General features: G+C 66.8%; 17 protein-coding genes. 5 read left to right on the forward strand and 12 right to left on the reverse strand.

Annotated elements, in window-relative coordinates; all coding sequences use genetic code 11:
* Positions 1–163 (forward strand): pyruvate kinase alpha/beta domain-containing protein (locus ACTCB7_RS09040; RefSeq protein WP_463006452.1); only part of this gene is annotated, 163 nt, incomplete at its 5' end.
* The gene (locus ACTCB7_RS09045; RefSeq protein ID WP_463006404.1) at positions 160–639 is read left to right on the forward strand and encodes a methylglyoxal synthase; all 480 of its coding nucleotides are present in this window, start codon (positions 160–162) and stop codon (positions 637–639) included. The genes ACTCB7_RS09040 and ACTCB7_RS09045, both read left to right, overlap by 4 nt.
* An 8-nt stretch (positions 640–647) precedes the next feature.
* Here the strand turns inward: ACTCB7_RS09045 and ACTCB7_RS09050 are convergent, their stop codons facing one another.
* On the reverse strand, positions 648–2,885 hold the full coding sequence (locus tag ACTCB7_RS09050) for a DUF3141 domain-containing protein (protein ID WP_463006405.1): 2,238 nt from the start codon (positions 2,883–2,885) through the stop codon (positions 648–650).
* Between the two features lie 316 nt (positions 2,886–3,201).
* On the opposite strand from ACTCB7_RS09050, the gene ACTCB7_RS09055 reads away from it, so the two are divergent.
* The gene (locus tag ACTCB7_RS09055) at positions 3,202–4,395 is read left to right on the forward strand and encodes an ammonium transporter (protein WP_224414583.1); all 1,194 of its coding nucleotides are present in this window, start codon (positions 3,202–3,204) and stop codon (positions 4,393–4,395) included.
* Positions 4,396–4,411: 16 nt separating this feature from the next.
* Here ACTCB7_RS09055 and ACTCB7_RS09060 read toward each other — a convergent pair whose 3' ends face one another.
* From ACTCB7_RS09060 to ACTCB7_RS09075, 4 genes are all read right to left on the reverse strand, one after another.
* The gene (locus tag ACTCB7_RS09060; protein WP_224414582.1) at positions 4,412–4,774 is read right to left on the reverse strand and encodes a DUF533 domain-containing protein; all 363 of its coding nucleotides are present in this window, start codon (positions 4,772–4,774) and stop codon (positions 4,412–4,414) included.
* A 78-nt stretch (positions 4,775–4,852) separates the two neighbouring features.
* Positions 4,853–5,488: a tellurite resistance TerB family protein gene (locus ACTCB7_RS09065; RefSeq protein WP_224414581.1), complete on the reverse strand. Its 636-nt coding sequence runs from the start codon at positions 5,486–5,488 to the stop codon at positions 4,853–4,855.
* A gap of 109 nt (positions 5,489–5,597) precedes the next feature.
* On the reverse strand, positions 5,598–7,403 hold the full coding sequence (oadA, locus tag ACTCB7_RS09070; RefSeq protein ID WP_224414580.1) for a sodium-extruding oxaloacetate decarboxylase subunit alpha: 1,806 nt from the start codon (positions 7,401–7,403) through the stop codon (positions 5,598–5,600).
* 10 nt (positions 7,404–7,413) lie between these two features.
* The gene (locus ACTCB7_RS09075; protein ID WP_224414579.1) at positions 7,414–8,829 is read right to left on the reverse strand and encodes an acetyl-CoA carboxylase biotin carboxylase subunit; all 1,416 of its coding nucleotides are present in this window, start codon (positions 8,827–8,829) and stop codon (positions 7,414–7,416) included.
* A 178-nt stretch (positions 8,830–9,007) separates the two neighbouring features.
* Here ACTCB7_RS09075 and ACTCB7_RS09080 point away from each other — a divergent pair, with 178 nt between their 5' ends.
* A complete protein-coding gene (locus tag ACTCB7_RS09080) occupies positions 9,008–9,994 on the forward strand; it encodes a LysR family transcriptional regulator (RefSeq protein ID WP_224414578.1) in 987 nt (328 codons plus the stop codon).
* A gap of 357 nt (positions 9,995–10,351) precedes the next feature.
* Entirely contained in the window at positions 10,352–11,404 is a 1,053-nt protein-coding gene (gene lipA / locus ACTCB7_RS09085) for a lipoyl synthase (RefSeq protein ID WP_463006406.1), read from the forward strand.
* Between the two features lie 78 nt (positions 11,405–11,482).
* On the opposite strand, the gene lipB is transcribed toward lipA, so the two are convergent.
* The 7 genes from lipB to mrdA all read right to left on the reverse strand — a co-directional run bounded on the left by lipB (position 11,483) and on the right by mrdA (position 18,947).
* A complete protein-coding gene (gene lipB, locus ACTCB7_RS09090; protein WP_163649070.1) occupies positions 11,483–12,136 on the reverse strand; it encodes a lipoyl(octanoyl) transferase LipB in 654 nt (217 codons plus the stop codon).
* Entirely contained in the window at positions 12,136–12,447 is a 312-nt protein-coding gene (locus ACTCB7_RS09095) for an HP0495 family protein (RefSeq protein WP_163649072.1), read from the reverse strand. The genes lipB and ACTCB7_RS09095 overlap by 1 nt, the downstream gene beginning before the upstream one ends.
* A gap of 124 nt (positions 12,448–12,571) precedes the next feature.
* Positions 12,572–13,810 carry a D-alanyl-D-alanine carboxypeptidase family protein gene (locus ACTCB7_RS09100; protein ID WP_463006407.1) on the reverse strand — a complete coding sequence of 413 codons (1,239 nt, stop codon included), beginning with the start codon at positions 13,808–13,810 and terminating at the stop codon, positions 12,572–12,574.
* A gap of 49 nt (positions 13,811–13,859) precedes the next feature.
* A complete protein-coding gene (locus ACTCB7_RS09105; protein WP_463006408.1) occupies positions 13,860–14,840 on the reverse strand; it encodes a septal ring lytic transglycosylase RlpA family protein in 981 nt (326 codons plus the stop codon).
* Entirely contained in the window at positions 14,837–15,871 is a 1,035-nt protein-coding gene (gene mltB / locus ACTCB7_RS09110) for a lytic murein transglycosylase B (RefSeq protein ID WP_463006409.1), read from the reverse strand. Before mltB ends, ACTCB7_RS09105 begins: the two co-directional genes overlap by 4 nt.
* Before the next feature lie 51 nt (positions 15,872–15,922).
* On the reverse strand, positions 15,923–17,068 hold the full coding sequence (gene rodA / locus ACTCB7_RS09115) for a rod shape-determining protein RodA (RefSeq protein WP_463006410.1): 1,146 nt from the start codon (positions 17,066–17,068) through the stop codon (positions 15,923–15,925).
* Positions 17,055–18,947, reverse strand: coding sequence for a penicillin-binding protein 2 (mrdA, locus tag ACTCB7_RS09120; RefSeq protein ID WP_463006411.1), 1,893 nt, complete (start codon positions 18,945–18,947; stop codon positions 17,055–17,057). The genes rodA and mrdA overlap by 14 nt, the downstream gene beginning before the upstream one ends.
* Positions 18,948–18,999 lie beyond the last annotated feature (52 nt).

Here is an 18,999-nt window from a genome sequence, read left to right on the forward strand (position 1 = left end):
CGACATCCCCGCCGAGGACCTCGACGCCCGGGCCCTGAACCTGCTGCGCGAGCGCGGCATCGCCGACAGCGGCGATCACGTCATCCTCACCCGCGGCGATCACATGAACGCCCACGGCGGCACCAACACCATGAAGATTCTCGATATGGAAGCGACGTCATGAGCGTGCAGCGCCCCGCCCGGGACGTTCGGCGCACGCTGCCCGAGCGCAAGCGCATCGCGCTGATCGCTCACGACGGCAAGAAGGAGGAACTGCTGGCCTGGGCCAGACGCTGGCAGGCCACGCTGGCCGCCCACGAACTACTGGGCACCGGCACCACGGCCAGGCGCGTCGCCGACACGCTGGGGCTGCCGGTGGAAGGGCTGATGAGCGGCCCGCTGGGCGGGGACCAGCAGATCGGAGCCCGCATCACCGAGCAGCGCCTCGACCTGCTGATTTTCTTCTGGGACCCGTTCTCGCCAATGCCTCACGACCCGGACGTCAAGGCCCTGCTGCGCCTGGCGGCGCTGTGGAACGTGCCGGTCGCCTGCAACGCGGCGAGCGCAGACTTCATGATCAGCTCGCCCTACGTGGCGGAAAATTACGACGCCAGCATTCCGGATGCCGGCGAGTGGATCGCCTCGCGCACCCGGGACTGACGATCGCGTCAGGCGCGCGGCAGCTCCGGCTTCGCGCGCGCCTTCTCCCGTTCCATCGCGGTTTCACGCGCCGTGCCGAACAGGGCCCTCACCCGCTCCAGCCGCGCCTGACTGCTGGCCGACAGCGGCGCGCTGGCCGCCACGACATGTTCGACGTGGGCCAGCTGCTGGTCGATGGTCTCGACGACATCCCCCTCCAGTAGTGACGGCAAGGCCTCGAGCGCGGCCACCGCGTCGAGCTTGAGCACGAAGAACTGCTCGCGGACCACCGACTTGAAATGCGCCAGGTCGGTGCCCGGTTCGACCTCGGCGCGCGTCGCCTTCAGGCGCTGGAAGTTGCGCTCGTCGGTTGATGGCGCGCCACCCAGCACGAAGATGATGGCGCGGACCACGGCATCATGGCTGCTCCCCTGATCCACCTTGGCGCGCAATTCCGCTCGCCGCTGGGCGATGAAGCGCCGATGCTCCGGCTCGCGACCGGGACGACGATTGGGCACCTCGCCCCGGTCGCCCCCCAGCCCGGCCAGAATCTGCAGCCAGGGTTGCCCATAGACTTCCAGGAATGTCCATTCGATGGCGCGATCGCGCATGTCCCGGTAGGCATCGAGCCCACGCACGATGTTGTCGGACATGACCTGCTCGGCGACTCGCCAGGGGTTGTCGTCACCCACCGGGGCACGATTGGCACGCACGGTATCGGCCAGGACCGGCAGAGGCACCGTCGCCGGGTTGCGATCCGACAGCAGCTTGTAGCCCAGGCGGATCGGATGCATGCGGCGCATCCAGCGTGCGCCTTCCGGGGTCATCCAGGTGCGTATCCACGGCCGCAGATAGCGCTGATAGAGCCCCAGGTTGATCTCGGAGAGGCGCGCCACGGTGGCAAAGCGCCGCTCGTCCTCGTGCAGCGGCTGGACCACGGCCTCGACATCGTCGAGCTCCCGCGGCGTGAACTCGAGCAGGTAGTCGCCGTCGACGCCTCCGGTAGCCGATGTCGGGCGCTCGGTGACCTGGGTCTCGTACAGGCCCGGCGGCAGGATGTCGATGTAGTCCATGTTGGCGGTGAACTCGGCATGCTCCTTGCGCGAGACACTGCCCGAAACGAAGATGCCCAGATGGCCGGTGGTGTCGTGAATGCAGTAGACGATGGTCTGCTCGTTGGCCCGGATATCGTCGGCACTGTCGTAGAGGTCGGAAATCCAGCCCAGCGCCTGGGGCGGTGGCGTGATGTCATCACCGCGAGAACAGAACACCACGATCGGCGAGCGGATGTTGCGCAGGTCGATGCGCCGGCCGTCGCGGGTGAGCAGCTGCGCGGTACTCAGGCGGTTGCCGACGAACAGGTTGTCGACGATGTACTGAATCTCCTCGCCGGCCAGCACCACGTGCCCGCCCCACCAGCGCTCGAACTCCAGATAGCGCTCGGCCTCGCTGTCGATGTTGGCAAACAGGCGATACTGCTTGCTCCACAGGGTGTTGGCCGGGTTGAGCTTCTCGAAGTTCTGCACCAGCCAGGCGCCGTCGAAGTTGCCGGCCCCCAGGTCGCTGGCCAGGGCCGTGACCCAGCTGCCACCGCTCATGCCGCCGGTGTAGCGCATAGGTGCCTTGCCGCGTTCGCCCGCCCAGTAGGACAGCGGCGCACCGGCGATGAGGATCGGTCCGAAGCAGGCAGGCTCCAGGGCGGCCGCCATCATGATCTGCCAGCCGGCCTGGCAGTTGCCGACCACCATGGGGCGTTCCGTGGTCTGCGGATGCCGCTCGATGACGGCACGCAGGAACTGGATTTCCGCCTCGACCACGTCCTCGACGGTCTGGCCGGGCACGGGAAACGGCAGAAAGCCGATGAAGTAGCAGGGGTGCCCGGCTCGCAGGGCCACGCCGATCTCGCTGTCCGGCTTGAAGCCGCCGATCCCTGGCCCGTGTCCGGCACGCGGGTCGATCACCACGAAGGGACGCTGGTCCTCGTCGATCTCGACCCCCTCCGGGGGCAGGATGCGCAGCAGTTCGTAGTTGACCGGCCGCGCCAGCGTCCGGCCGTCGATCAGCAGCTCCGCCTCGAAACCCAGCACCGAGGGGCGCGTCTGCTCCATGTGCTCGAGATACTGATTGCCCCGCTGGCGCATGACATCCAGGTAGAGCACGCTGCGCTCGAGGGTGTCTCGCCAGTAGTCGACGGCGGCCTGGCCCAGCCCCAGGGGGTCCCACAGGGCGGTCAGTGACGTGGCAAGCGAGGCATTGACGGGAAACATGGGTCGACTCCGGAAGTGAGTGCTGCACTGCAAGATAAGCATACGCTTCCCCCGCCGTCGATACAGCCCACCGGCTCTGCAAATTCATGCGCATTTCAGGCGCAGCCGGCGCCGCGCAAGGCACTCTTATGGTGCACTCCCGCAGTCCCAGAGCACCAAACCAGTGCATGGAAAGCATCGTTCTGGTGAGGCCTGACAACAACCCGCTGTTTTTAAATGGAAACAGGATTGGCATGTATCGTGCTTACCAAATGCACGGCGCCCGCGATCAGCCCCGCGACGTGCACCAGGAACCCACATAACGACACGACACGCCATGACCGACACGCCTTCCAGCTCCGACGTCCTGTTCCTGCTCCTCGGTTCCTGCATGGTACTGGCCATGCACGCCGGCTTCGCCTTTCTCGAAGTCGGTACGGTACGCGCCAAGAATCAGGTCAACGCCCTGGTCAAGATCATTACCGACTTCGCCGCCTCGACCGTGGCCTACTTCACGATCGGCCATTTCATCGCCTATGGCTCGGGCTTCTTCGTCAGCGCCCAGACCCTGTCGGCCGACCACGGCTACGGCCTGGTCAAGTTCTTCTTCCTACTGACCTTCGCTGCGGCCATACCGGCGATCATCTCCGGCGGTATCGCCGAGCGGGCCCGCTTCTACCCCCAGTTCACCGCCACGCTGCTGCTGGTCGGGCTGGCCTATCCGTTCTACGAGGGCATCGTCTGGAACGGCAACGCCGGTATCCAGAACTGGCTGACCCAGACCTTCGGCCGCCCCTTCCACGACTTCGCCGGCTCCATGGTGGTGCACGGCTTCGGCGGCTGGATCGCGCTGATGGCGGTACTGGCACTGGGGGCAAGGCGTGGCCGCTACCCTCGCCATGGCGCGGTGGCCGCCCACCCGCCGTCGAGCATCCCCTTCCTGGCCCTGGGCGCCTGGACCCTGACGGTGGGCTGGTTCGGCTTCAACGTCATGTCCGCGCAGACCCTCGACGGCATCAGCGGCCTGGTCGCCGTCAATTCGCTGATGGCGATGGTCGGCGGCATCCTGGCGGCCATGGCGCTGGGCCGCAACGACCCGGGCTTCATCCACAACGGGCCGCTGGCCGGGCTGGTGGCGGTCTGCGCCGGCTCGGACCTGATGCACCCGATCGGCGCCCTGGTGACGGGAGTGGTGGCCGGGGCCCTGTTCGTGTCCCTGTTCACACTCACCCAGAATCGCTGGCGCATCGACGACGTGCTGGGCGTATGGCCGCTGCACGGCATCTGCGGCGCCTGGGGCGGCATCGCCGCGGGCCTGTTCGGCCAGACCTGGCTGGGCGGGCTGGGTGGGGTCAGCCTGGCCTCGCAGCTCATCGGCACGCTGGGCGGCATCCTGCTGGCGGTCGTCGCCGGCGGCATCGTCTACGGCGGACTGAAGCGGCTGGTGGGTATCCGTCTCAGCGAAGAGCAGGAATTCGAGGGCGCCGACCTGGCATTGCACCGGATCAGCGCCACGCCGAATCGTGACTGAACAACCGCCCTTCCGCTCAGGCGGACGGCGGACCCTCGCCGCGCGGCGGGGCTGCCGGCGGCTCGCCCGAGGGCGACTCGAAGACCTCGGGCGGCTCGTCGGCGCCGGCCGACGTGTCACGCTCCGCTGAGCCGCCCGGCGTCGACGCGCCGGGCGCCGTGGCGGTGCCGCGCTGCCGTTCGCGCCATGCCAGGGCGCCCAGTCCGGCCACGGCACCGTACTTGACGGCCTTGCCCAGGGCGCTGCGGCCATGGCGGCTGCTCAACAGCAGCCCCAGCACACCCCCGGTCAGCACGCTGCGCGCATCCAGCCTGCACGCCTGACCACAGCAACGATCGAGCCAGCGGCTCAGCTCATCCTTCGCCTGCCTGTCATCCATGATGATTCTCTCCTTCGCGTCGATGAAGATACGTTTTTCACCCCGCACGGCGTGCGGGGCCATCATGCCCGGACGGCCTCAGCCGCCGTTCACGGTCCTGGCCTCGAGCGCCTCGATCACGTCGCCTCCCAACCCCAGCGAGGCAGCAAGCTGATCGAGCCAGGCCCGCTCCATCGGGTTCTGCACGTCGATGATGGCAACGCTGGCCAGGTACATTTCACGCGCCGCCTGGGGAGAATCAGCGTCCATCGCCAGCTGTTCGGCATCCAGCGGCGCCTGGAGTTGCTCGTCCACCCAGGCCAGCAACGGTGGGTCGGCACCCAGCGCATTGATCTGCTCGACCAGCTGAGTGCGCTCGGCGGCATCGATATGGCCGTCGGCGCGGGCGGCGGCGATCATCGCCTTGAGCAGCGCCATGCTGCGGGCCTCGCGGGCCTCGCCCTGCAACTGCTCCAGTGGCTCGCCGTCGTCGGGCACGGTCGGCTCGGGGGATTCCCGCTCGGCCTGGTGCGACTGCCAGGCGCGCCAGGCCAGCATCCCCAGTCCGGCCAGGGCCCCATACTTGACCGCCTTGCGGCCGGCACGGCGCCCGCGATGGGACCCCAGCAGAATTCCCAGGGCGCTGCCGGGCACCAGCCGGCGTGGATCCGGGCCCCGCCTGCCTCGACTGCCGGCCTGCTGCATCAACTCCTCGAGCACTCCTCTGGCGTTCATGACACGCTCCCGATCCGCCTGAAGATGCTGTCAGCATAGGTGATAGCCGCCAGAGACGAAAAAGCCCGGCATTGATGCCGGGCAACCAAGGGGTGACGAGCATGCCACGTCACTCGATCTCGATCAGTACCTCGCCGGGCGTGACACGATCGCCGCGCGACACGTGCACGGCCTTGACGCTGCCGGCGACCCGGGCATGCACCTCGGTTTCCATCTTCATCGCCTCGGTGATCAGCACGGCCTGCCCTTCCTCGACGCGGTCGCCCGCCGCGACCAGCACGTCGACGATGTTGCCGGGCATCGAGGTGGTCACGTGACCGGGCGCGGAGGCCTTGGCACGCCCCGACTCGCCGCCGCCGACATAATCGTCCTTGGCCTCGAAGACCACTTCCTCGGGCATGCCGTCCAGGGTCAGGTAGACCTGGCGCTTGCCGCCGGTGCGCCCCACCCCGGTGATCTGCACTTCGTAGGACTCGCCGTGCACGTCGATGACGAACTCGGTGGGCACGCCCTCGGTCACCGGTCGCTTGGCCGGCTCGGCGCTGGGCAGCGGTTCGGGCGCCAGGGTGCCGTCGCGGCGACCCTGCAGGTAGTCGCGTCCCAGGTCGGGGAACATGGCGAAGGTCAGCACATCCTCTTCGCTTTCGGCCAGCTCGCCGATCTCGCCGGTCAGGCGCGTCATCTCGGGCGACAGGCTGTCGGCCGGACGCCCCTCCTCGACCGGCTCGTTGCCGATGGCCTGCCGACGAACGGTCTCGTTGACCTCGGCCGGCGGATGGCCATAGCCGCCCAGCAGGTAGCGCTTGACCTCGTTGGTGATGGTCTTGTAGCGCTCGCCGGTCAGCACGTTCATCACCGCCTGGGTGCCGACGATCTGCGAGGTCGGCGTGACCAGCGGCGGGTAGCCGAGGTCGGCACGCACTCGCGGAATCTCGGCAAACACCTCGCGAATCTTGCCCAGCGCGTTCTGTTCCTTGAGCTGGTTGGCGAGATTGGACATCATGCCGCCCGGCACCTGGTTGATCTGTACCGAGACATCCTCGCGGGTGAACTCGCTCTCGAAGGCAGCGTACTTCTTGCGCACCTCGCGGAAGTAGTCGCCCACCTCCTTGAGCGCCTCCAGATCCAGTCCGGTGTCATAGCCGGTCCCCTGCAGGGCGGCGACCATCGATTCGGTGGAAGGATGGCTGGTGCCGCCGGCGAAAGCCGAGTTGCAGGTGTCGATGTGCCGGCAGCCGGCCTCGACCGCCTTGAGCTGGCACAGCGCCGAGAGTCCGGAGGTGGCATGCGCGTGCAACTGGATGGGCACGTCGACGGCCTCGCTCAGCGCGGCGACCAGCTCCTCGGCGGCATACGGCGTGAGCAGCCCGGCCATGTCCTTGATGGCGATGGAATCGGCACCCATCTCGACCAGCCGCCGGGCCTGGTCGACGTACATCGCCAGGGTGTGCACCGGACTGACCGTGTAGCACAGCGTACCTTGGGCGTGCTTGCCGCTGGCCTTGACCGCGCGCATTGCGGTCTCGAGGTTGCGAAGGTCATTGAGCGCGTCGAACACCCGGAAGATGTCGATGCCGTTTTCCGCGGATCGGGCGACGAAGCGCTCCACCACGTCGTCGGCATAATGACGGTAGCCCAGCAGGTTCTGGCCGCGCAGCAGCATCTGCAGCGGCGTGTTGGGCAGCGCGTCCTTCAGTGCGCGCAGCCGCTCCCAGGGGTCCTCCTTGAGAAAGCGCACGCAGGCGTCGAAGGTCGCCCCGCCCCAGACCTCGAGGGAGTGAAAGCCGATGGCGTCCAGCTGCGGACAGATCGGCAGCATGTCCTCGGTACGCATGCGAGTGGCGATCAGTGACTGGTGACCGTCACGCAGCACGACGTCGGTGACGTGGACCCGGTCGGGTTGCTTCGGGCTCATGAATCTCTCCTTATAGTCCGGCGTGGGCGGCGATGGCGGCGGCGATGGCCAGCGCAACCTCTTCGGGGTTGCGCTTCACCGAGTAGTTGAGCAGTTCGGGATGGGCCGGGACAAAACCGGTATCGAACTCGCCGCTGCGGAAGTCGGGATGGCGCAGGATTTCCTGGTAATAAGGCGCGGTGGTCTTGACCCCCTGCAGGCGCATGTCGTTGAGCGCGCGGATGCCCCGGTTCAGGGTTTCCTCCCAGGTCAGCCCCCAGACGATCAGCTTCAGGCACATCGAGTCGAAATACGGCGGAATCGTGTAGCCGGTATAAATCGCCGTGTCGGTGCGCACCCCGGGGCCGCCGGGCGCGTAGTAGCGGGTGATGCGGCCGAACGACGGCAGGAAGTCGTTGCGGGGGTCCTCGGCGTTGATGCGGAACTGGATCGCGTAGCCGTGGTGATGGATGTCCTCCTGACGGAAGGCCAGCTTGAGCCCCGCGGCGATGCGGATCTGCTCGCGGACGATGTCGACCCCGGTGATCGCCTCGGTAATGGTGTGCTCCACCTGAACCCGGGTGTTCATCTCCATGAAGTAGATCTCGTTGCCCTTGACGAGGAACTCCACGGTGCCGGCGTTCTCGTAGCCCACCGCCTTGGCGGCGCGCACCGCCAGCTCGCCGACATAGGCGCGCTGCTCGGGGGTCAGCTGCGGGCTGGGGGCAATCTCGATGAGCTTCTGGTTGCGGCGCTGGATCGAGCAGTCGCGCTCGAACAGGTGAATGACGTGGCCGTGGCGGTCGGCGAGGATCTGCACCTCGATGTGGTGCGGCTCGACCACACACTTCTCCATGAACACGTCGGCGCTGCCGAAGGCCTTGGTGGCTTCGGAGATCACCCGCTCCCAGGCCTGTTCGAGCTGCCGGGCATCGTCGCAGCGACGGATGCCGCGCCCGCCGCCACCCGAGGTGGCCTTGAGCATCACCGGGTAGCCGATCTCGTCGGCCAGGGCGAGCGCCGCCTCGCAGCTTTCCAGGTTGCCCTCCGAACCGGGCGTCACCGGCACCCCGGCCTCGCGCATCGCCGAACGCGCCGCGGTCTTGTCGCCCATCCGCGCGATCACCGCGGCATCCGGGCCGACGAAGGCGATCCCTGCCTCGGCGCAGATGCGCGCCAGGTCGGCATTCTCGGACAGGAAGCCGTAGCCGGGATGAATGGCGTCACAGCCCGTCTCGCGGGCCAGGTCGACGATGCGGCGCGGGTCGAGATAGCCCGCCAGGGGGTCGTCGCCGACGAAGTGGGCCTCGTCGGCGCGCTTGACATGCAGCGCGAAGCGATCCGGCTCAGTATAGATGGCGACGGAACGGATCCCCATTTCGGCACAGGCGCGCACGATCCGTACGGCAATCTCGCCGCGGTTGGCGATCAACAGTTTCCGGAACACAGGCTGTCCTCCAGGGTTGCGTCCACGACGGGCATGCGAAAAACTCAAGGGTGGCTTGTCCGTTGCCTCGGCCGTGTTGGGTGTGGCTTTTACGCTACCCCGGGCAAACACCAATAGAAAAATTGATATTTTTTTGCCAACCTATAAGGTAGCGCTTATACCTGTAACGGAAACCACCATGTCGCGCCCGCACCTGCTCAACAGACTGACCTTTCGCCAGCTTCAGGTCTTTCAGGCCGTTCACCGCCAGCAATCCTATTCGCGCGCGGCCGAGCAACTGGGGCTCACCCAGCCCGCGGTCAGCGCCCAGATCCGTCAGCTGGAACAGGCTCTCGAGCAGCCGCTGTTCAAGTACGCCGGCAAGACCCTGCACGTGCTGCCCGCCGCCGACGCTCTGGCGGCCACCGTGCAGTCGATCTTCGGCCAGGTCTCGAGCCTGCAGATGGAACTGTCCGAACTGGCCGGCACGATCCGCGGCGAGCTCAATCTCACGGCAGTCTCCACCGCCCAGTATGTGGTGCCGCACATCCTGGCGCGTTTCCGTGCCCGCTATCCGGAAGTCCACATCCGACTGCGGGTGTGCAATCGCGGTCAGGCACTGGAGCGTCTCGCCGAGCGACGCGACGACCTGGTGATCATGGGCATGGTGCCCGACGACGCCAACCTGGCCTTCATGCCGATTCTCGACAACGAGATGATTCCCATCGTCTGGCCCGGGCATCCCTTGCTCACCGCCACGCAGCCCACGCTGGAAGACTTCACGCGCCATTACGTGCTGATGCGCGAACCCGGCTCCGGCACGCGCACCGCCTTCGAGGAGTTCGTCGCGCGCGAGCGTGTCTCCCTGGCGCACACGCTGGAAATGGGCACCAACGAGGCGATCAAGCAGGGCGTGATGGCCCATCTCGGCGTGGCGGTGCTGCCGCGCCTGGCGGTTCAGCTCGAGCTGGCCTCGGGGCTGCTCGCCTCCCCCGACCTGCCCGGCTTTCCGCTCAAGCGCTCCTGGTGCACGGTCTACCCCAAGGACCGCTACCCGACCCCGGTCACCGAGCTGTTCATGCGTTTCGTGCGCGAACTGCTGCCGGAGCTCAACGCCCATTTCAAGGCACCGATCGAGCCCGCCCCCGGGCCCAGCTTCGTGTGCCTGCCGATGGTCGACGCCTGAGCGCCGCGCCGGCAGGGCAATCGCAGTTGGCTTCGACGAGGGCGCCGGGGGCAGACTGGAGGGGAGGTCCGATGCCAGGGATGGCATCGGTAGCGCCCAGGGAAGGGTCTACAGCGCCTCCTCGCAAGCCTGCCGCCGGCTCAGCCCGAGCCATGTTTCAGCTATCGGCAATAGCCCTGGCCAGGCCGGCGCTCGCTGTCCAGAACCGGGCCTCGTGTGGTATGTTGAGGCCATCGATCCACGCATCATCCGTCATGCCCGGCCGCCCGGAACCGCCATTCGGCGCAGCGCCCATGCCCCCGCGGCAGTGCCGGCGTTCCGGCGCCAGCGGCCGGCTTGCAGAGAGGCTCAAGAACCATGAGCGACACCCCCTCCCAGCGCGTCACCAGCGGCAAGAAATACCGCAACGATCACGGCATCGCCGCCATCAAGGATGGCATGAAGTCTCGCAACCAGAGCGAAGGCGGTGGCGTCGGCGGGCGCAAGCCCCAGTGGCTGCGCGCCCAGATTCCCGGCGGCGGGCGTTTCGACGCCGTGAAGCGCAACGTCGCCGAACACCGGCTGAGCACCGTCTGCGCCGAGTCGCACTGCCCCAACATGGGCGAATGCTGGAGCAACGGCACCGCCACCATCATGCTGATGGGCTCGGTGTGCACCCGGGCCTGCCGTTTCTGCGCCGTCGACACCGGCAACCCGCGCGGCTGGCTCGATGCCGAGGAACCGGCCAACACCGCCAAGTCGGTGGAGCTGATGGGGCTACGCTACGTGGTCCTCACCTCGGTGGACCGCGATGACCTGCCGGACGGGGGCGCCAGCCACTACGCCGCGTGCATCCGGGCCATCAAGGCACGCACCCCCGAGGTCGCCGTGGAAGCGCTGACCCCGGACTTCGACGGCACGCCCAGCGCCATCGAACAGGTCGTCGACTCCGGCCTCGAAGTGTTCGCCCAGAACGTCGAGACCGTGGAACGGCTGACCCAGCGTGTGCGCGACCCGCGCGCCGGCTATCGCAAGACCCTCGACGTCCTCGCTCACGCCAAGCGTCACCGCCCCGAGGTGATCACCAAGACCAGCCTGATGCTGGGCTTGGGCGAAACCGAGGAAGAGATCCTGCAGACCTTCGATGACCTGCGGGCCATCGGCGTCGATATCGTGACATTGGGGCAGTACCTGCAGCCGACGCGCAACCACCTGCCGGTGGAGCGCTGGGTCACCCCCGAGGAGTTCGAACGCTACCGGGTGCTGGGGCTGGAAAAGGGTTTCATGGAAGTGCCCTCGGGTCCGCTGGTGCGTTCCAGCTATCGAGCGGATCGGGTGTTCGAGAAGAACAACCTGGGCCTGGCAGCCCCCGCCGAGGTGCCCGGGCAGTCCTCCGATCCGAACCGCATCGACGCCGTCAACGTCGGCTGAGCGCCGCCCCCACGCATGAAAAAACCCGGCAGCCTGTAAAGGCCGCCGGGTTTTTCATGCCCGCTTTTCCCGCACAGGCTATGCCTCGGCCAGGATTAGCTCACGACCCAGCTCACGGGCCAGACACTCGGCCAAGCGCCCGGCCACCGTATCGACATCCGGGCAGTCATCGATCAGATCGGCAAGCCGCGTCATCGCCATGCCGGCATACCCGCAGGGATTGATGCGCAGGAAGGGCGACAGGTCCCCATCGACGTTGAGGGCCACGCCGTGAAAGCTGCACCCGCGACGGATACGCAGCCCCAGCGAAGCGATCTTGGCCTCGCCCACGTAGACCCCCGGGGCATCGGGGCGTGCCTTTGCCGTCACGCCGTACCCCGCCAGCAGGGCGACGACCGCGTTCTCCAGCGCCGTCACCAGATCGCGCACGCCCAGGCCGGCACGCCGCACATCGAGTAGCGGGTAGAGCACGACCTGACCGGGGCCGTGATAGGTCACCTGACCGCCGCGATCGGTGGCTACCACCGGGATATCGCCGGGCATCAACAGGTGCTCGGGCTTGCCGGCCTGCCCCTGGGTGAACACCGGATCATGCTCGACGAGCCAGAACTGGTCGGGCGTGTCGGCGTCACGCTGGTCGGTGAGCTCGCGCATCGCCTGCCAGACGGGCAGATAGTCGCGCCGCCCGAGGCGCTGCACCTGAACCGGCAGACGGCCGCTGTCGCTCGTCATCACACCACCATGTGCACACGGCCGGTCGCCTTCAGCGAGGCGAACAGCGCCTCGAGCTGGTCATGGCCGGTCGCGGTGATGGTCACGCGAACGGAGCGAAAGCGCCCGTTGCGGCTGTCCACGGCATTGATGGTGGTGCGATCGACGCCCGGGGCATGCTGCTCGACGATCTCGATCACGACTTGCTCGAAGTCCGGCGCGGCATCGCCGACGATCTTAATGGGATAGTCACAGGGGAACTCGACCCGAGGCCGCTCGACCCCGGAGGTCGGCGTCTCGACCCGCAGGTCGCGCAGGGATTTGTCGTTCATGAGGGTCACTCGGTGAAAGCCATTTCCGAGTATTCTACGCAACCTGTACCGGCCGACCAAGGTCGACCGGTACACAGGCCAGGCATGGCGGCCGGCGATCGACCACCGCCGGGCGCGGGTGGCCTCAGAACAGGCCGGTCACGAACAGCACGATCGAATCCCAGATACGCTTGAAGAAGCCGCCCTGCTCCACGCTCTGCAGCGCCACCAGCGGCTGCTCGCGGATCACCTTGCCACCCAGCTTGACCTGCAGCGTGCCCAGCTGCTGACCGGCCTGTACCGGCGCCTTGATGGTCTCCGGAATGTTCAGCTTGGCGGTCATTTCATCACGCCGGCCCTGCGGCACGGTCAGGTAGATGTCCTGGGTCACACCCAGCTTGAGGGCATCGCTCGCCCCGCCCCAGATACGCGGCTGATTGAGTACGGCACCCCGCTGGTAGAGCTTGAAGGTGTCGAAGAAGCGGAAGCCGTAGCTGAGCAGTTTCTGCGACTCCTGGGCGCGGGCCTCGTCGGACTTGGTGCCCATCACCACGGAAATCAGCCGCATGTCGTCCTGCTTGGCGGAAGACACCAGACAGTATCCGGCCTCTTCGGTATGCCCGGTCTTGAGGCCATCGACCGACGCGTCGCGCCACAGCAGGCGGTTGCGATTGGGTTGACGAATACCGTTGTAGGTGAAGTACTTCTCCGAGTAGATCTGGTAATGCTCCGGATAGTCCTGAATGATGTGCTTGGCGAGGGTCGCCAGGTCCCGTGCCGACGAATAGTGTCCGGGACTTGGCAGGCCGGTGGCGTTGGCGAACTGGCTGTTCTGGAGCCCGAGGCGTTGCGCCTGCTGGTTCATCAGCTCGGCGAAGGCCGACTCAGAGCCGGCGATGTACTCGGCCAGCGCGACACTGGCATCATTGCCCGACTGAATGACCACGCCGCGCAGCAAGTCTTCTACGCTGACCTGAGTCCCTTCGCGGATGAACATTCGTGAGCCGCCGGTCTGCCAGGCCTTCTTGCTGATCGTGACCAGATCCTGATCGTTGATATTGCCGTCGTCGATCTCCTTCTCGACGATGTAGGCCGTCATCATCTTGGTCAGACTGGCTGGCGGCAGCCGCTTGTCGGCATTCTGTTCGGCCAGCACCTCGCCGCTGTTGGCATCGATCAGAATCCATGACGAGGCACTGAGGGTCGGCGGCGAGGGGATCATCGGCTCCGGCAGCGTCTGCTGCAGCGCCGAATCGGGCTGGGGAGCCGGATCAGGCTGAGGCGCCGCGTCCTGAGCCTGGGCGGGCTGGGCCGCGATGAACAATACAGTGACGGCGGCAGTCAGCCAATGCCAGGACGGTGTCGGTAAAGCGGGCAATCTCATACGATGTTTCTCGTGGTTTGATTCGACGGAGAGTAATGGTAAAGCGGCTTCAACGCCCAGCGCTCACCGAAAAGGCTTGCGCATAACCCGCCTTACGCAGTTCGCTGCGCAGGCGCTTGAGCGCCGATTGATTGGCGACCGGGCCAACCTGGACCCGGTACAGGCGATCATCGCGAGCGATGCGCACCGGTCGCGCCAGTTGCTGCTGCAATCGTGACTTGAGCCGTTCGGCGCTAGCCGCCGAACTGAGCGCCGCCACTTGCAGATAGATCCGCGATGCTGCGCTGGCCTGCACCGGCTCGGCGACGGGCTGGGGCTGGCCAGCGGCCGGCAGCGCCTTGGCGACGTCACCACCCGCACGAACCGGTGCATCCGGCGCCTTGAGTCGAGTCTCTTCCGGACGCTCCGCAGGCCCTTTTCCCGGCGACGTTTCGCCACTCGCCAAGGCCTTGTCCGCGCCATTCTGACGATACTCGGCCTGCCAGGCGACAGGGTCGATCGCCTCGACCCGCACTTTGCCGGTTCCGTTGCGCAGGATACCCAGACGGGCCGCCGCCGCATAGGACAGATCGATCAGGCGATTGCCCTTGAACGGTCCGCGATCGTTGACTCTGACGATCACCGTACGACCATTATCGAGATTGGTGACCTGCGCATAGGTCGGCAACGGCAGGGTCCGATGCGCCGCCGACATCTTGTACATGTCGTAGGGCTCGCCGCTGGCGGTGTCATACCCCTGGAATTTCTTGCCGTACCAGGAGGCCGTGCCTTCCGCCGCGTAACCTCGCGGATCGGAGAGCACGTGATAGGTCTTGCCCCAGACCCGGTAGGTCGGCCGATTGCCACTCTTGGCCCGCGGCTCGACCCGGGGCACGGCGTCCGGGACCTGCGTGACATCGGGCGGGCTGTCGGGATAGGCATCATCGCGCATGGCATAGCGGCCGCCGTCCCGCCGCCCTCCGTCACCGGCACAACCGGCCAGGATGAGCAACGCGACCAGCGCCGCCGGCAGCCACCACGCACGTTTCATGCCGACGCCTCCAGCGCCTCGCGAATGCGCTCGGCCAGGGTGGCCACCGCCATGGCATAGAGGTGGCTGTGGTTGTAGCGAGTAATGACGTAGAAATTGCGGTAGCCGAGGCGGTAACGGGTCTCGCCGTCGGCCACCTCGAGCGCCAGCGGAATCACCCGGCGACTCGCCGCCAGGCTAGAACCCTGTGCCCGGATGCCGGCGGCGGCCAGCGCATCGACACGCTCATAGGGCGGCTTGGTGCGGTTGAAGGCGATATCGTTGGGCGGTGTGGCCGGCCCCGTCGCCTCGCCGACGATCGGCGCTCCCGCCTGCCAGCCATGCCGGGCGAAGTAGTTGCCGACACTGCCGATGGCGTCGACGGGGTCATGCCACAGATCCCGCTTGCCGTCGTCATCGAAGTCCACGGCATAGGCCTGATAGCTGGTGGGAATGAACTGGGGATAGCCCATCGCCCCGGCATAGGAACCCTCCAGCGAACCCGGGTCGACCGCCTGCTCGCGGGTGATGGTCAAGAAGGCGGCCAGCTCGCCGCGGAAGAACTCACCCCGCGACGGGTGGCGAAAGGCCAGCGTGGCCAGCGAATCGAGCACGCGATGGCTGCCCGTATGGCGTCCATAGTAGGTTTCCACGCCGATGATCGCGGCAATCACCTCGGGCGCGACGCCGTAGGTCTTGCGGGCCCGCTCGAAGGCATCGCGATGGGCGCGCACGAAGTCGGCACCCGCCTGGATGCGTTCCGGCTGAATGAAGATGTCACGATACTCGTCCCAGCGCAGATGGCGCTCGGGCGCCTTCGACATCGCGTCGAGCACGCCCTGGCGATACGCCGCCTGCTTCAGGGCCTTTTCCAGCCAGCCACGATCGGCGCCGGAGGCCACCTGAGCATCGACCCAGCGCGCGACGGCCGGGTGCGTGCCCGGATCGAATGTCTCGTCGGCGCCCACCGCCGGCAGGGCCGCCAGCAGACCCAGGCCGCCCAGTACGCCTGCCCGCAGCGCGCGTTGTCGACGCTCCAGCCACTTCCTCATTGTCGTCGAATCTCCCTGTTGGCCGATGGACATCCCCGCGGGGATCGCAAATCAGCGCGGCAACAGCCGCCGGTGCCCGTGAATCGCCATGAGAATACCGAAGCCGGTCAGCAACGTCACGCTGGAGGTCCCGCCGTAGCTGACCAGCGGCAGCGGCACGCCGACGATCGGCAGAATGCCGCTGACCATGCCGATGTTGACGAACACATAGATGAAAAAGGTCAGGATGAGGCTGCCGCCGACCAGCCGACCGAAGGTGTCGTGCGCCTGGTTCGCCATCACCAGGCCACGGCCGACGATCAGCAGATAGAGGGTCAGGAAAGCCAGCATACCGATCAATCCCAGCTCCTCGCCGAGTACCGCGACGATGAAATCGGTGTGGCGCTCGGGCAGAAACTCCAGCTGCGACTGGGTGCCCATCGTCCAGCCCTTGCCGAAAATGCCGCCGCTGCCGATGGCCGTGGTCGACTGGATGATGTTCCAGCCCGAACCCAGCGGATCGCTTTCCGGGTTCAGGAAGGTCAGCACGCGCTGACGCTGGTAGTCGTGCATGTTCATCCACAGCAGCGGCAGCGCCGATCCGGCCAGTGCGCCCAGCACGGCGACGATGCGCCAGGAGATACCAGCCAGCAGCACCACGAACACGCCCGAGGCCGCTACCAGCAGCGAAGTCCCCAGATCGGGCTGCCGGGCGATCAGCAGTACCGGGACGGCGATGATCACGGCGCACACCAGCAGGTCCGGCAGGCTCGGCGGCAGCGCCCGGCGATGGAGGTAGGCGGCGATCATCATCGGCATCGCCACCTTCATCAGTTCGGAGGGCTGGAAGCGGATCACTCCGGGAATCACCAGCCAGCGCTGCGCGCCCATGCCGATATCCCCCATCAGCTCGACGGCGATCAGCATCAGCAGCCCGGCCCCGTAGGCCACCGGCGACCAGCGACACAGCGTCTTCGGCGAGAACTGGGCCACGACCACCATCGCCGTGAGCGCCACCCCGAGGCGCATCGCCTGGGCTTCCACCACCGATAGGCGCTGACCGCTGGCGCTGTAGAGCACCACCAGCCCACCGCCCAGCAGCAGCAGCAGAAAGGCACATAGCCAGGGATCGAGATGAATACGCGTCCACAGCGTCACCCGACGCTTGACGCGGGCGTTGCGCGGATAGTGAAGAAGGGCCGAATCACGGAGTCGCATGGGTCCCTCGCTCGCGGATTTCCGCCGCGGCCTTGTCCAACGCGTTGTCGTCGGGCAGCAGCCAGGCATCGGTGATCGCCCGCGCCAGCGGCGCGGCATGGGAGCTGCCGCCGCCGGCGTTTTCCACCACCACGGCCACCGCGATCTGCGGGTCGTCGATCGGCGCAAAGGCGGTGAACAGGGCGTGGTCGTGCAGGCGATTCTCGAGCTCGTCGGCGTTGTAGCGCTCATCGTTGTCCAGCGTGAAGACCTGCGCCGTGCCCGACTTGCCGGCCATGCGGTACTCGAGCCCGGCACCGACACGCCGCGCGGTGCCCTCGCTGCCGCTCATCACCCGCCCCATGGCGTCGCGGACCAGATCCCACCACTTGTCGTCGAGCTCGATATCGGGCTTGGCGGGCGGCGGCTTGACCGGCTCGTCGCCGATCCGCTTGGCCAGGTGCGGCGTTACCCACTTGCCGCGATTGGCGAGTACCGACAGCGCCGTGGCCATCTGCAGCGGCGTGGCCAGCCAGTACCCCTGGCCGATGCCGACCGAAAGGGTCTCGCCGGGGAACCACACCTGCCCCTTGCGCTCGCGCTTCCACTCCCTTGACGGCATCAGCCCCTTCGAGGCGCCGTAGACGTCGTAGCTGGTATCCTCGCCGAAGCCGAAGCGGTGCATGAAGGCCGACAACCGATCGATACCCAGCTCATGGGCCAGGCGATAGAAGTAGGTGTCGTTGGACACCTCGATGGCCCGGCGCATGTCGACACGCCCATGCCCCCAGCGCAGCCAGTTGTGATAACGCCGGTCGAAGCCCGGCAGCTTGTAGTACCCGGGGTCGAAGATCGTCTTGTCGGGTGAGATCACCTCATTGGCCAGACCGGCCAGCGCCATGTAGGGCTTGACCGTCGAGGCCGGCGGATACTGGCCGCGCGCCGCCCGGTTGTAGAGCGGCAGGTCGAGGTCGTTGCGCAGGGCGCGGTAATCCTTGCGGCTGATGCCGGTGACGAACAGGTTGGAGTCGAAGCCCGGCGACGACGCCATGGCGAGGATGTCGCCGGTCTTGGGCTGGATGGCGACGATCGCCCCACGCCGGCCGTCCAGCAGATCGTAGGCCAGCTGCTGCAGGCGCTCGTCGATGGTCAGCACGATATCCTTGCCGGGCACCGGATCGGTGCGCCCGATCTCCTTGACCACCCGCCCCCGCGCGTTGGCCTCGACCTGGCGCAAGCCGGCCTTGCCGTGCAGGACCGATTCGTACTGCTTCTCCACCCCGGTCTTGCCGATGAAATGGGTGCCGGCATACTCGCCGCCATCCAGCGCGCGAAGTTCCTCGGCATTGATGCGCCCCACGTAGCCGAGCACATGGGACATGATCTTCGGGTCGGGGTAGTAGCGCAGCAGCTGCGCCTCGACCTCGACCCCCGGAAGACGATAGCGATTGACGGCCAGCCGCGCGATCTGCCGTTCATCCAGCTCGCTCATCAGCAATGCCGGCTGGTAGGGACGCTGCCGCTGGTAGGCCCGTTCGTGAAAGATCTCGGCCTTTTCGGGCGGAAGATCCAGGATATCGACCAGCAGCTCGAGCGTGGCGTCCAGATCATCGACCCGCTCGGGGACGATGGTCAGGTTGTAGGTGGGGCGATTCTCGGCCACCAGCCGCCCGGTGCGGTCATAGATCAGCCCGCGGGTCGGCGGCAGCGGCTCGACACGCACCCGATTGTCCTCGGAGCGCGTGGTGTAGACCTCGTGCTGGACGACCTGAAGATAGACCAGCCGCGCCACCAGCGCGCCGGACATCAGCACCACCAGTGCCGCCGCCAGCAACGAGCGGTTGCGGAAGACGCGCAGCTCCTGCTCGGGATTCTTCAGCGCATCGCGACGTTTACGCATCGCGAACCGCGGATGACGTCAGGCATGGCGAGGTGGCACGCGCTCGGTGTCG

It is taken from the genome of Modicisalibacter sp., from assembly GCF_055145905.1.